General features: G+C 50.0%; 11 protein-coding genes. 6 read left to right on the forward strand and 5 right to left on the reverse strand.

Annotated elements, in window-relative coordinates:
• Window positions 1-17 precede the first annotated feature (17 nt).
• Window positions 18-1,130: a dipeptidase gene (locus tag EVX52_RS04495; RefSeq protein WP_129951331.1), complete on the forward strand. Its 1,113-nt coding sequence runs from the start codon at window positions 18-20 to the stop codon at window positions 1,128-1,130.
• Between the two features lie 77 nt (window positions 1,131-1,207).
• On the opposite strand, the gene ydgH is transcribed toward EVX52_RS04495, so the two are convergent.
• A complete protein-coding gene (gene ydgH, locus EVX52_RS04500; RefSeq protein ID WP_129951330.1) occupies window positions 1,208-2,161 on the reverse strand; it encodes a DUF1471 family protein YdgH in 954 nt (317 codons plus the stop codon).
• A 537-nt stretch (window positions 2,162-2,698) separates the two neighbouring features.
• On the opposite strand from ydgH, the gene pntA reads away from it, so the two are divergent.
• Together pntA and pntB are read left to right on the forward strand one after the other, a co-directional pair.
• Window positions 2,699-4,228 (forward strand): Re/Si-specific NAD(P)(+) transhydrogenase subunit alpha, encoded by a 1,530-nt coding sequence (gene pntA / locus EVX52_RS04505; protein WP_129951329.1) that lies wholly within the window; start codon window positions 2,699-2,701, stop codon window positions 4,226-4,228.
• Between the two features lie 10 nt (window positions 4,229-4,238).
• Window positions 4,239-5,630: a Re/Si-specific NAD(P)(+) transhydrogenase subunit beta gene (pntB, locus tag EVX52_RS04510; protein WP_129951328.1), complete on the forward strand. Its 1,392-nt coding sequence runs from the start codon at window positions 4,239-4,241 to the stop codon at window positions 5,628-5,630.
• 63 nt (window positions 5,631-5,693) lie between these two features.
• Here the strand turns inward: pntB and uspE are convergent, their stop codons facing one another.
• Window positions 5,694-6,650: a universal stress protein UspE gene (uspE, locus tag EVX52_RS04515; protein WP_129951327.1), complete on the reverse strand. Its 957-nt coding sequence runs from the start codon at window positions 6,648-6,650 to the stop codon at window positions 5,694-5,696.
• A gap of 134 nt (window positions 6,651-6,784) precedes the next feature.
• Window positions 6,785-7,540: an FNR family transcription factor gene (locus EVX52_RS04520; RefSeq protein WP_013575564.1), complete on the reverse strand. Its 756-nt coding sequence runs from the start codon at window positions 7,538-7,540 to the stop codon at window positions 6,785-6,787.
• Window positions 7,541-7,980: 440 nt separating this feature from the next.
• Here EVX52_RS04520 and EVX52_RS04525 point away from each other — a divergent pair, with 440 nt between their 5' ends.
• Window positions 7,981-9,006, forward strand: coding sequence for a TerC/Alx family metal homeostasis membrane protein (locus EVX52_RS04525; protein WP_129990698.1), 1,026 nt, complete (start codon window positions 7,981-7,983; stop codon window positions 9,004-9,006).
• Window positions 9,007-9,085: 79 nt separating this feature from the next.
• On the opposite strand, the gene EVX52_RS04530 is transcribed toward EVX52_RS04525, so the two are convergent.
• A complete protein-coding gene (locus EVX52_RS04530) occupies window positions 9,086-10,306 on the reverse strand; it encodes a glycosyl transferase (RefSeq protein ID WP_129951325.1) in 1,221 nt (406 codons plus the stop codon).
• Window positions 10,307-10,425: 119 nt separating this feature from the next.
• Window positions 10,426-11,241: a mannosyl-3-phosphoglycerate phosphatase-related protein gene (locus EVX52_RS04535; protein WP_129990699.1), complete on the reverse strand. Its 816-nt coding sequence runs from the start codon at window positions 11,239-11,241 to the stop codon at window positions 10,426-10,428.
• Window positions 11,242-11,455: 214 nt separating this feature from the next.
• Here EVX52_RS04535 and smrA point away from each other — a divergent pair, with 214 nt between their 5' ends.
• Together smrA and apbE are read left to right on the forward strand one after the other, a co-directional pair.
• Window positions 11,456-12,022 carry a DNA endonuclease SmrA gene (gene smrA / locus EVX52_RS04540; RefSeq protein WP_129990700.1) on the forward strand — a complete coding sequence of 189 codons (567 nt, stop codon included), beginning with the start codon at window positions 11,456-11,458 and terminating at the stop codon, window positions 12,020-12,022.
• A gap of 114 nt (window positions 12,023-12,136) precedes the next feature.
• On the forward strand, window positions 12,137-13,177 hold the full coding sequence (gene apbE, locus EVX52_RS04545) for an FAD:protein FMN transferase ApbE (protein ID WP_129990701.1): 1,041 nt from the start codon (window positions 12,137-12,139) through the stop codon (window positions 13,175-13,177).
• Window positions 13,178-13,239: the final 62 nt, after the last annotated feature.

A 13,239-nucleotide genomic window follows, 5' to 3' on the forward strand; every position in this document is an offset into this window, starting at 1 on the left:
CAAAGGTAGAGCTTTTTATGAATAACGTAGCGCACGGAACTGAAGAATTAATGCCGGTTTTTGATGGACATAACGATGTGTTGCTGCAGCTTTGGACAGCACATCGCCAGGATCCTGAGCGTGCATTCCTTCAGGGACCCGCCAGCGGGCAACTGGACCTGCCGCGCTGTCGTGAAGCAGGCTTTGCTGGCGGGCTTTTCGCCGCCTGGGTGCCGACTCCTGATGTTGATCTAGCAAATAGCGTGCCGGATCGTTCAGTGGATACGCGTTTTCTGCCGGAAGGTACTCAAAAACATCCTGATTTTTCCCCGACACCTTCTTTCGATTTTGCACGTGATGTCACATTTGGCATGATGGCATTCCTGCTGAGAATCGAAGCGCAGTCGCAGGGGAAGGTGAAAATTTGCCGCACTGCGCAGGAGATCAGACAGTCAATGGATAATCATGCATTAGCAGTGGTTATGCATATTGAGGGCGCCGAGGCGATTGATGAGGAGTTGTATAATCTCGATGTGCTTTACAGCATGGGGTTGCGTTCTCTGGGGCCGGTATGGAGCCGGCCTAACATTTTCGGTGAGGGTGTCCCGTTTAAATATCAAACCTCACCGGATACCGGGCCGGGGCTGACGGAGGCGGGGGTGCGTCTGGTGAAAGCCTGTAACCAGAAACGCATCATGATTGATCTCTCTCATCTCAACGAAAAAGGGTTCTGGCAGGTGGCTGAGTTAAGTGATGCGCCGCTGGTGGCGAGCCATTCCAATGCATTCAGCATCTGCCCGCAGTCACGTAACCTGACCGATCAACAACTGGGAGCAATCAGAGAAAGCCAGGGGTTCGTCGGGCTGAACTTTGCGGTGCCATTCCTGCGCGAAGATGGCAAGCGCAGCGATGATACCGGCACCGATATCATGGTGCGTCACGTGGATTATCTGCTTGAACACCTGGGTGAGGACGGGGTCGGATTGGGATCGGACTTTGACGGAGCTTCAATGGCGCCGTTTTTAAAAGATGTGCGCGGGTTACCGGTGCTGGTTGAAGCGTTGCGCAAAGCGGGCTACGGCAAGGAACTGCTGGAAAAAATCTGCTATAAAAACTGGGTGAACGTGCTGGAGCGTACCTGGGGAAGCTAATCTGACCAGAAAGGTTCTCGCGGTAAAAAAAGAAAAGGCAGCCACCGGGGCTGCCTTTTTGCTGCTGTTATTCAGACTTATTTGAAGAAGTCTGCGCTCACAGTCAGGTTGCCGCCGCTTTTGTTCTGCCACTGGCGGGTAATGTGGTAGAACTTGGCGCCTTTGGCCGCTGCACGGTTCGCGACTTCTTGCGAAACATCCGTGGTGCTGTTGAAGTGGCCGGTGAAAGTGGTGGAATCAAACGGAACCATCTGAGCAGCGGTCACGTCATTCACTTCCTGAATCTTAGCACCGTTAGTAGCAGTCACCGTGTAGCGCTGACCGGTTGAGGATTGTGTTTCAAAGAAACGGCCGACATCACGGCTTGGGCTACCAGAGGAAGCCACGCCGGGGATCTCAACCCTGGCTGCTGCTGCACCGCCTGCTGCCAGTGCTGCTTTACCGGCTTCAGAATCAGCAGGGATAGCATCCGGAGACTGGACAACACGCTTTTGCGCATCTTTCTTGTAAATAAATGCAGTGATGTACTGATTGCCGCCGCTGTTGGCATCAATCTGGCGAACGATGAAGAAGGAATATGCCCCTTTTTCTTTCGCTGCTTTCGTAATGGCATCATTGACGTCTGGCTGGCTGCGGTAGAAACCGTTAACTGTGACGGTATCGAAAGGTTCGAGGCCGTAAGCAACGTCTTTAGGCAATTCAACCACCCCGTTGATAACACGATAGTGCGGATCTTTGCTGATTTCTGGCGCATCTTTTTTATAGATGTCTGCAACTACGCGCCAGTTGCCGCTATTGTTAGTGCTGTTGGTATCCTGAATATAAAAATAATCTGCACCCAGCGTATCGGCACGGCGGGAAACGGCGTCAGCGGCGTCGCCCAGCGTGTTGAACCGCCCGGTAATAACAATGCGATCAAAAGGCTTGATGGCTGCTGCTTTCTGCGGGCTAATTTCCTGCGCGGCATGTGCAGCAGACAGCGCAGAAACAGAAAACAGGGCCGATGCGATGATCGTTTTTGTCAGCTTCATAAAAATCCTTTCACCTTGCGCAGTAATGTTGAAACGTGCTGAATTTTTGATGTGTAACAGGTTAGCGGCCGATTATTGCATGTAACAATGCCGAGTGTCTCAGCAATTTATGGCAATAATGCGAGCACGTACGACATATCACATTACTTTTTTCACTACACATAACGTATATAAGTTTGTTGAATAATCCAGGTAGTGAAATAAATGTTAATTATTCACTATTTTCTAACTTCTATGCCCACCATGAGCGGGTTAAGGAAGGGGGGAGCTGAGTGATTGATCCGGCGTTATGCGCGTTATAAGGTGGATTAAAGGCTTGGTTCTCAAGGTTTGCAGCAGGTTTGCGGACTATATCAATTTTTTTATTATTAATTACCTGTCTATCACTGTGATACGTAGATTATTGATTAGATATTCAGTAGGTTATAACCAGCCTGAAAAAATAAAATTCGGTGACGGCTATTAACCGACAGGCTTGTACGTGATTTGTTATGTCGATGACAAAATCATCAATGAAAAGGGTGAAGGGAATAAATTATGCGTATTGGTGTACCAAGAGAGCGGTTGACCAATGAAGCCAGGGTCGCAGCTACACCGAAAACGGTGGAACAGTTGCTGAAGCTTGGCTTTACGGTCGCTATCGAACAGGGGGCCGGTAAGTTAGCCAGCTTTGAAGACTCTGCGTATGAACAAGCGGGAGCGACGGTCGTCAGTGGCGATGATGTATGGCAATCCGATATCGTGTTGAAGGTGAATGCGCCTGAAAACGATGAAATCGATAAATTACAGGCAGGCACCACGTTAGTCAGCTTTATCTGGCCTGCGCAAAACCCTGAGCTGATCCAAAAACTGGCCGACCGCCAGGTGACCGCAATGGCTATGGATTCCGTGCCACGAATTTCCCGTGCGCAATCCCTCGATGCCCTGAGTTCCATGGCTAACATCGCCGGTTATCGTGCGATCGTTGAAGCGGCGCACGAATTTGGCCGTTTCTTTACCGGGCAAATCACCGCTGCGGGTAAAGTACCTCCGGCAAAAGTGATGATTATCGGCGCCGGTGTGGCCGGTCTGGCTGCTATTGGTGCGGCAGGTAGCCTCGGTGCTATCGTCCGTGCGTTTGATACCCGTCCTGAAGTGAAAGAGCAAGTCCAGAGTATGGGAGCTGAATTCCTCGAGCTGGATTTCGAGGAAGAAGCGGGCAGCGGTGACGGTTATGCCAAAGTGATGTCCGAAGCGTTCATTAAAGCGGAAATGGCGCTGTTTGCAGCGCAGGCCGAAGAAGTGGACATTATCGTTACGACGGCGCTGATCCCTGGCCGTCCGGCACCGAAGCTCATTACCCAGGAGATGGTCGCATCCATGAAGCCGGGCAGTGTGATCGTCGATCTGGCTGCTCAGACCGGGGGTAACTGTGAACTGACCGTCGCCGACAAAATTACCACCACTGAAAACGGCGTGAAGATTATCGGCTATACCGACTTGCCAAGTCGTCTGCCTACGCAATCTTCCCAGCTTTACGGCACCAACCTGGTTAACCTGTTGAAGCTGCTGTGCAAAGAAAAGAACGGTGAAATTGAGATTGATTTCGAGGATACCGTTGTGCGCGGCGTAACCGTGGTCAGATCCGGTGAAGTCACCTGGCCTGCACCGCCGATTCAGGTATCTGCTCAGCCTCAGGCTGCGAAAGCCGCAGAACCGGTTGCCAAAGTTGAAGCCAAACCGGCGTCGCCGTGGACCAAATTCATCATTATGGCGGTAGCGATTGTATTGTTTGGCTGGCTGGCGAATGTGGCTCCGAAAGAGTTCCTTTCCCACTTTACCGTGTTCGCGTTGTCATGCGTGGTCGGTTATTACGTGGTGTGGAATGTCAGTCATGCGCTGCATACTCCGCTGATGTCGGTCACTAACGCCATCTCAGGGATTATCGTGGTCGGTGCCGTACTGCAAATTGGCCACGGCGGTTGGGTGAGTTTCCTGTCCTTCGTCGCGGTTCTGATTGCCAGTATCAATATTTTCGGCGGATTCACCGTCACTCAGCGCATGCTGAAGATGTTTCGTAAGAACTAAGGGGTAACATATGTCTGGGGGTTTAGTAACAGCAGCATATATTGTTGCCGCCATTTTGTTTATTTGCAGCCTTGCGGGGCTGTCGAAACATGAGACATCGAAGCAGGGTAATATTTTCGGTGTTACCGGGATGGCAATCGCGTTAATCGCGACTATCCTCGGGCCAGACTCCGGCAATGTTGGCTGGATCATCGTTGCTATGGTGATAGGCGGTGCGATTGGGGTTTATCTGGCACGAAAAGTCGAAATGACCGAAATGCCTGAGCTGGTGGCGATATTGCACAGCTTTGTGGGTCTGGCCGCGGTTTTGGTAGGCTTTAACAGCTATCTGGATCATGGTGCAGTGCCGATGGAAGGCGTGATGGAAAATATCCATCTGACCGAAGTGTTTCTCGGTATCTTCATCGGCGCAGTGACCTTTACCGGATCGATTGTGGCGTTTGGCAAACTGCGGGGGATTATCTCTTCCAAACCGCTGGCGTTGCCACACCGTCATAAACTGAATCTGGCGGCGCTGGTTGTTTCCTTCCTGCTGATGGTGATGTTTGTTCGCACTGAAAGCATCGGACTTCAGGTTCTCGCATTACTGATCATGACCGTGATCGCACTGGCGTTTGGCTGGCATCTGGTGTCCTCAATCGGTGGCGCTGATATGCCGGTTGTGGTTTCCATGCTGAACTCCTATTCCGGTTGGGCTGCGGCTGCAGCGGGTTTCATGCTCAGCAACGACTTGCTGATCGTCACCGGTGCGCTGGTGGGGTCTTCCGGTGCGATCCTTTCCTATATCATGTGTAAAGCCATGAACCGTTCATTCATTAGCGTGATTGCAGGCGGCTTCGGTACGGATGGTTCTTCTACCGGTGATGCTGAAGAGATGGGTGAATATCACGAAGCCAGCGCGGAAGAAGTGGCTGACATGCTCAAAAACGCCAGTTCAGTGATCATTACTCCTGGCTACGGAATGGCAGTTGCTCAGGCACAGTATCCGGTACATGACATCACCGCGAAATTACGGGCAAAAGGTATCAAGGTGCGTTTCGGTATTCACCCTGTTGCAGGACGACTGCCGGGACATATGAACGTATTGCTGGCCGAAGCAAAAGTGCCGTATGACATCGTGCTGGAAATGGATGAGATCAATGATGATTTCAGCGATACCGACGTTGTGCTGGTTATCGGGGCCAATGACACCGTGAACCCGGCTGCACAGGAAGATCCGCGCAGTCCGATCGCGGGTATGCCAGTGCTGGAAGTATGGAAAGCGCAGAACGTGATCGTATTTAAACGTTCAATGAATACCGGTTATGCCGGTGTGCAGAACCCGCTGTTCTTCAAAGAAAATACCCAAATGCTGTTTGGTGATGCCAAAGAAAGCGTAGAGAAAATTCTGCGTGCATTGTAATCACCCTCAGTAATGAAAAAGGCCAGTCAGTCGACTGGCCTTTATTTATGCATGAATCAGATTTTATTCGTCTTCATCTTCTTCGTCATCGGGCGTAATAGGGCATTCGAAATCATCCGGTTTGATTGCCAGCAAATCGCATTTCAGATGGTCGATCACCTGCTCGGTTGTGTTACCTAAAAATGCAGCGGAAAGGCCGGTGCGGCCAATAGCGCCGAGAACAACGACACCCGCCTGCAAATGCTCTGCAAGGTCAGGAATGACTTCTTCGGGCAGACCTTTTTCCACATGCGTGAACTTCTCATCCAGCTGGAATTTTTGACGCAACGCTTTCATCGCGATCAGATGCTGACCGCGGATTGCATCGTTATACACGCTCGGGTCAAAATCGGGCAGTTCGATAGCAATGTTGATAGGGGTAACCGGATAAGCGCCCACCAGATGTACTTCCGTCTGGTTAACGTGAGACGCCAATTCAATAGTTTCTTTCACCAGCTTAATGTTGAGCGGATCGTGATAAGGCTCTTCGCTGGAAAGGTTGACGGCAACAACCGCTTTGCCACCTTCCGGCCACGGCTGGTCTTTCACCATCCACACCGGACACGGACATTTACGCAGCAAGTTCCAGTCTGTCGGGGTGAAAATAACTGACTCAAGGCGATCGTGCTGATGGGCCATTTTTAACAGCAAGTCGTGATGTGAGGAAACGACTTCCTGAATAATGGCTTCGAAAGGTTTGTTATGCCAGACAACTTTGATATCAATGGGAATGCCCGCTTCGATATAATACCGACACTGTTCTTTAATCCATTCTTCCCGTTCGCTGATCACACTTTGTCGCATACTGGTCCGTTCGTCTGGCGACAGCATAGTGGTCATCTCATAGGAGAAGTCATAAATGGACAGAAAGGCTTTAATACGGCCGCCATTACGTTGCACCAGATAAACGGCACGACGCAGTGCGGGTTGGTCATCCTGATTGGGGTCTATAGCAACCAGTAAATTCTGATACTTAGCCATGGGGACTCCTTAACACCTGTAAAAGAACGGCGGTCAGTGTATTAAGTACAGAGTAAACCAAGATTAAGCAATCGGACAGAGGAGAAATTGAGTCGGATCAACAAATTATTGCTTGCAGATCCGATTCACAATTATCAGGCAGAAACCGGGGCCGACTGACCGGCTAACTGAGAAAGCATTTCATGATTCTCAATGGTGATATATTTACCTTTTACGCTCAACATTTCTGATTTCTGGAAACGGCCGAGTAAACGGCTGATGGTTTCCACGGTCAGGCCGAGGTAATTACCGATGTCGCCACGGGTCATGGTCAGGCGGAATTCGCGCTGTGAGAAACCACGTTGTGCAAAGCGGCGGGAGAGGTTGTAGATAAATGCAGCCAGTCTTTCTTCCGCATTTTTCTTCGACAACAGCAGGATCATATCCTGGTCGCCTTTAATCTCACCGCTCATCAGACGCATCATTTGCTGGCGCAGATTCGGCATTTTTCCTGAGAGATCGTCGAGGGTCTCAAACGGAATTTCACAAACCATGGACGTTTCCAATGCTTGTGCAAAACTTGGATGCTGTAAACCACCAATGGCATCAAAACCCACTAAATCGCCCGCGAGGTGGAAGCCAGTGATTTGCTCATCGCCTTGCTCAGTGATGGTGTAACTTTTAATGGTGCCGGAACGAATCGCATATAAAGACTTCAGTTCATCACCGGCTTTAAACAATGCCTGACCTTTTTGGATCGGCTTTTTCCTTTCGATAATGTTGTCTAACTGATCGAGTTCATGTTCGTTCAGGGTGAAAGGAATACAAAGCTGGCTGATGCTACAGTCCTGACAATGGATTGCACAGCCACCAGACTGGATACGTCGAATAATACGCTTTTCCGGGATCATAAGAGTCACTCTGGCAATATTGATATGGGTCAATTTTAACATCTTTTGCAGCGAGTGATAAGTGGCTGTAAGGTGCTAAAAGGGCGAAATGTTAAAAAACCCCGTTTTTTAACGGGTTTTTTTTCTAATTATTTTGATCTGCACGAAGAATTAAAGCTAATTGAGAATCAATGAGCTTAAAAGCGGGATCAATTTATTAAGCAAATGAATATTGAGATTTAAGAAAATAAGTCGAATGAATCAATTTAAGAGAGGAAATGTGAACTTCAATATCCGTCTGGGGGCGGTATCGGTCAGATTTTTTGAATCCTGGCAGCAAAAAAACGCTCCGGATTATGGCATAAAACGCCGTGGCGGATCGACTTTGATACCCATTCACCTCACAACCGCTTACAATGCCTTAATTCGTTTAGCTTTCGTTTACTTTTAGGAAAGGTGTAATGCAGTCTGATTCTCTGGGGTTTCCGTTTGAAACCACGATCGTTTTTATTGTTGTAGCCGTTGCGGCATTGCTGACCGACATCTTTGCCCACCGCAGTCATAAGCCTATCGGCCTGATAAGTGCCTCCCTCTGGACCGTATTCTGGATCGCTGTTTCTCTGAGTTTTGCCGGATTTTTATATATTCACCACGGGAAGGAAGTCGCCAGTCTTTTCCTCACCGGTTATGCACTGGAACAGGTACTTTCCATTGATAACCTGTTTGTGATTATGGCCATTTTCGCCTGGTTTAAAGTACCGGATGGCTATCGTCACCGCATTCTTTACTGGGGGGTGATTGGCGCGATTGTTTTCCGCGGCATTTTCGTGGTGATTGGTACCAGTTTGCTGGCACTGGGGCCCTGGGTAGAAATGGTATTTGCGGTGGTTATTCTCTGGACCGCTATTCTGATGATGCGCGCCGGGAAAGATGATGAGGAAACTGATGATTACTCTGATCATATTGCCAACCGACTGGTGCGCCGTTTCTTCCCGGTATTTCCTAAACTGGTGGGGCCACATTTTCTGGTCAGCAGTGAGCAGGTAGAAGCTGAACTGGCAAAGCCTGAAAATCAGGGATTCAGTTTTACCGTGAAGAAGGGCATGCGCTATGCAACGCCGTTATTGCTGTGCATCGCCGTGGTGGAAATTTCTGATCTGATGTTTGCCTTTGACAGCGTGCCCGCGGTGATCGCTGTCAGTCGTGAACCCCTGATTGTGTATTCCGCAATGATGTTTGCCGTTCTCGGTCTGCGTACGATGTATTTTGTGCTGGAAGCGCTGCGTAAATATCTGGTGCATCTGGAGAAATCAGTAATTTTCCTGCTGTTCTTCGTGGCCGCCAAACTGGCGCTGAACGCCAGTAATCACTTGTGGCATCATGGTATTGAAATCAGCGCATTAGCCAGCCTTTATGTGGTGCTGGGCGTTCTGGCGTTAGGTATTATTGCCAGCTTACTTTTCCCCGGAAAAAAAGACGCCGTATAACACAACCCTGAGATTCACCCATAAAAAACGCTGCGATTGCCGCGTTTTTACGTTCAGTGGTCATTCGTTTGAAACGGCGTTACACGTCGCCTTCGTTATCTTTTTCAACCGCCTCATGAATGCGGTCAAGCATATCAGGGAAGGCTGATTGCACGCGGCTCCAGCTGGGGATAAAGGGTTTTTCGCTCGGTGTATCCACAAAAGCCTGACCTGCTTCCATGATCGCACCCGAGAACAATTCTACTGCCGATTCCTCGCTGTGACGGTCAAAAGACAAACCGTTCATACGCGCATCATTTTCAAATCCGTCAATCATATCCAGCGCATTCCGGTAATAAGTGGCTTTCAGTATCCGGAAAGACTCACTGGTAATATTGACACCCAGAATTGCCATCTTACGGTACAGCGCTTTGGTAATATCAATACTCATGCGCTGTAAACCATTTGACGCATCTTCTTCTGACATCGGCTGGTGCTTATGATCGTAATTGTCGGCGATATCCACCTGGCAAATACGTTTGGTCGCCGTATTTCGATGCAATTCTGACAACACGCCAATTTCCAGCCCCCAGTCACTCGGAATACGTAAATCGTTCAGAACATGCGTGCGCATCGCGAATTCACCGGAAAGCGGATAACGGAAAGTACGCAGATACTCAAGAAAATCAGAGTGGCCGTAAACGATTTGCAGGGATTTCAGCAACGGGAAGACCAGCAGGCGGCCGACACGACCGTTGAATTTTCCGTCTGCCACACGGGCATAATAGCCTTTGCAAAAATCGTAGTGGAAGTTCGGATTCGCCACCGGATACATCAGACGCGCCAGCATCTCACGGCTATAAGTGACAATGTCACAATCATGCAGCCCGACGACAGAGGTGCGGCGTGAGGCCAGCGTGTAGCCCACACAAAACCAGACATTACGACCTTTACCGGGTTCATTGGGCGAAAGATTTTCTTTCTTCAGCTCTTCATCCAGTGCTGTCAGGCGCGGACCGTCATTCCATAAAATGCGGTGACGTTGTGGCAGTCGGGAGAAAAATTCGCGGGCAAATAAAAATTGATCGCGGTCAGCGCGATCTAATCCAATAACTATTTCTTCCAGATAGGGGACTTTCGTCAGCTCATCAACGATACGGCTCAGCGCCGGGCCTTCCAGTTCGGAAAATAATGACGGTAATATTAATCCCATCGAACGGCGGCCGGAGAACACCTGCAAATCGTATTCGAGTTCTTCAACTTTACGGTTTGTCAGATTATGGAAATTAGTAATGACACCATCCTGATAAAAATCGCTCATACGGTATTCTCCAATTTTAGAATAGATAAAATTATTGGAAGTCTTCTGTGTAAACACAAAACGTTAAACAATGTGAAAACAATCTATTAATAAAGTCATTTGCCTTTTACGTATTACCGTCAACGAAGGGTAATAAAATTATTCAGCCCCTGACTCCAGCCGTGCGGACCAGGCTCATCAGTGCGGAAAACATGTGCCACATCCTCCCGCTGCAGCGGCATCTCATGCTCATGATGGCCTTTGATCACCACGGCATAATTCACCGCTTCCAGCATTGATAAATCATTCGGACCATCTCCCAGACCCATGCTTATCACCGGCTGACCGCGTTTTTGCTGATAGCGATCTGATAACCATTGCACCGCCTGACCTTTACCGGCACCGGTTCCCATCACATGCCAGAAACGCCCGCCGCGTGTCAGTGAGAGGCCTTCGCGCATCAGACATTTTTTCAGACGTGCGAAATCCAGATCATTACCGAACCAGAGCAGCGGTTCAGATGCATCACGCTGCATCGCCAGTGCTGCCTCTTCCTCTGAGAGTCCGGTCCACAGGGCAACCTGCCTGGCCGTGACATCACCAAAGCCACGAAACTCGAAATCATAACGCTGGCGCAGAGCCACCAGAATCTGGCGGATCTCAGGATAACCCGCGCCGGAAATGTGAAATGGCACGGCGGCTTCGTCCCGCCAGTCAGGCGGCAAGTGAATGATTGCGCCATTTTCTGCAATAAAAGGCTGTTGTGTCAGGTTCAGGGCAGATTGCAATTCCGCCACTTCGGCTGACGTTTTGCTGGTCGTCAAAATTAACGGAACCTGTGCCGCCGAGAGTTTATCCAGCCAGGGCTGCGCGGGTTGCCAACTGTAATCATGATGGTCAAGCAATGAGCCATCCAGGTCAGTGAAAATAATCAAGGGATCATCAAGGTAAGGCATCTTTTCTCCTCAATTGGGGCAGGGAATGTCAGCGTAAGCTCAATGGTTTACTTCTTCCCCAGCAGCTAAGTATAGATATAAAAATGAGTTTTAACGGTTGTCAGGCCATTTCCGGAATTTTTACCGGCGCAGTTCCACAGGCATGCGGCTTTACCCGCAGCGGGTTTATGGCGATAATTTGGTGCAGTTCCACCGCTGAAAAAGAGGTAATCAGATGAGCGAAGATGGTGATTTATTCAGTCAGGAGATGGCAGGTGTACAGCCACTGGCGTCGGATAAACGGGTGGTCTACCTCAAAAACTCCGCTTCCGGGCATAAGGTGAGTGCAGATACGGTGTCAGAAGTGCGTGAGAATCCGCTGACTACCGGTTTTCTGAATATTCAGCCTTGCGATGAGCCTCTCGAATACAAACACGACGGTGTGCAACAGGGAGTGCTGGATAAACTCCGGCAGGGGAAATATCCGCTGGAAGCCAGCCTGAACCTGCTGCGCAAGCCAGTAGAGCAGTGCCGTCAGGAACTTTTCACTTTTTTCTGTCAGGCGCAGGCTGAAAATTTACGCACTTTGCTGATCATTCACGGGCGTGGTCGGGAAGATGAAAGCCATGCAAATATTGTACGCAGTTATATTGCCAAATGGCTGCAGCAGCTCGACGACGTGCAGGCGTTTTGCGTTGCTGTTCAGAAAGACGGCGGAGCCGGTGCCTGTTATGTCGCGTTGAAGAAAACCGCGCAGGCAAAACAGGAGAACTGGGAGCGCCATGCAAAACGCAGCCGATAGTTTTTATGGCGCGACCGGTCATCGGGGTGTCCGTTGTGTCGTGGTTTAAGCATTACCCTTTACTGTCCTGATACTTTTCATGCCCGGTGACGGGCACCTAATCGAGTTATATCCATGTTCTTAAAACCGGTTTACCTGCGCTGTACACTTGTGTTGTGCGGCGTCAGCCTTTTATCTGCCTGCGATCGCAATGTTCCTGAGCCACTGGTGATTGAGGGCAAAACGATGGGTACGTTTTACCGTGTCAGTCTGGCTGGCGTGGATAAAAACCGGGAACCGGCGCTGCGTGAACAAATTGAAATGCAGCTCAAGGAAGATGATCACCAGTTGTCGACTTACAAAGATGATTCTGTACTGTCGCGTTTTAATCAATATCAGGGCAACGTGCCGCAGCCCGTCAGTCAGGGGATGGCGGATGCGGTTGTCACCTCCCTCCGGATTGGCCGACTCACTGGCGGCGCGATGGATATCACTGTCGGCCCGCTGGTGAATCTGTGGGGATTCGGGCCGGACAAACAACCGGTAAAAATCCCGACGCCGGAACAAATCGATGCCGCCCGCGCCCGCACCGGTTTACAGCATCTTAAAGTGATCCAGCAAAGTGACGGACAGTACCTTCAAAAAGATTTAGCCGGTATGTATGTTGATCTCTCGACCGTGGGCGAAGGCTACGCGACTGATCATCTGGCACGTTTAATAGAAGGTAACGGCATCAGCAATTATCTGGTGTCAGTTGGTGGCGCGGTGGTTTCCCGCGGGCATAACGCGCAGGGCAAACCCTGGCAGGTGGCAATTCAGAAACCAACTGATAAAGAAACGGCGGTACAGGCGATTGTTGATTTACAGGGCATGGGGATCAGCACCTCCGGCAGTTATCGTAATTATTACGAACTCAATGGCAAACGTCTCTCGCACATCATTGATCCGGCGACCGGTTCGCCGATCACGCACAAACTGGTATCGGCGACAGTGATTGCGCCGACGGCGCTGGAAGCGGACGGCTGGGATACTGGCCTGATGGTGTTGGGGACCCGTAAAGCGCTGGCGCTGGCAGAGCAACAACATCTGGCGGTGTACCTCATCACCAAAGACGGCGACACGTTTAAAAGCTACATGTCTGAGCAATTCAAAGCCTATCTGAAAGACCCGGAGTAGGTTTCAGGCTAAGGCTCACCGTGCCGTTTTCGGATGCAAAGCCTGGCGGGACAGGGCTGTCT

This window comes from Rahnella sp. CFA14(1/10) (assembly GCF_004195095.1).
GTDB lineage: Bacteria > Pseudomonadota > Gammaproteobacteria > Enterobacterales > Enterobacteriaceae > Rahnella > Rahnella perminowiae.

Excerpts from the sequence above, each read along its gene's own strand:
- EVX52_RS04495 (WP_129951331.1), top strand. The coding sequence starts at position 18 with ATGAATAACGTAGCGCACGGAACTGAAGAATTAATGCCGGTTTTTGAT.
- ydgH (WP_129951330.1), bottom strand. The coding sequence starts at position 2,161 with ATGAAGCTGACAAAAACGATCATCGCATCGGCCCTGTTTTCTGTTTCT.
- pntA (WP_129951329.1), top strand. The coding sequence starts at position 2,699 with ATGCGTATTGGTGTACCAAGAGAGCGGTTGACCAATGAAGCCAGGGTC.
- pntB (WP_129951328.1), top strand. The coding sequence starts at position 4,239 with ATGTCTGGGGGTTTAGTAACAGCAGCATATATTGTTGCCGCCATTTTG.
- uspE (WP_129951327.1), bottom strand. The coding sequence starts at position 6,650 with ATGGCTAAGTATCAGAATTTACTGGTTGCTATAGACCCCAATCAGGAT.
- EVX52_RS04520 (WP_013575564.1), bottom strand. The coding sequence starts at position 7,540 with ATGATCCCGGAAAAGCGTATTATTCGACGTATCCAGTCTGGTGGCTGT.
- EVX52_RS04525 (WP_129990698.1), top strand. The coding sequence starts at position 7,981 with ATGCAGTCTGATTCTCTGGGGTTTCCGTTTGAAACCACGATCGTTTTT.
- EVX52_RS04530 (WP_129951325.1), bottom strand. The coding sequence starts at position 10,306 with ATGAGCGATTTTTATCAGGATGGTGTCATTACTAATTTCCATAATCTG.
- EVX52_RS04535 (WP_129990699.1), bottom strand. The coding sequence starts at position 11,241 with ATGCCTTACCTTGATGATCCCTTGATTATTTTCACTGACCTGGATGGC.
- smrA (WP_129990700.1), top strand. The coding sequence starts at position 11,456 with ATGAGCGAAGATGGTGATTTATTCAGTCAGGAGATGGCAGGTGTACAG.
- apbE (WP_129990701.1), top strand. The coding sequence starts at position 12,137 with ATGTTCTTAAAACCGGTTTACCTGCGCTGTACACTTGTGTTGTGCGGC.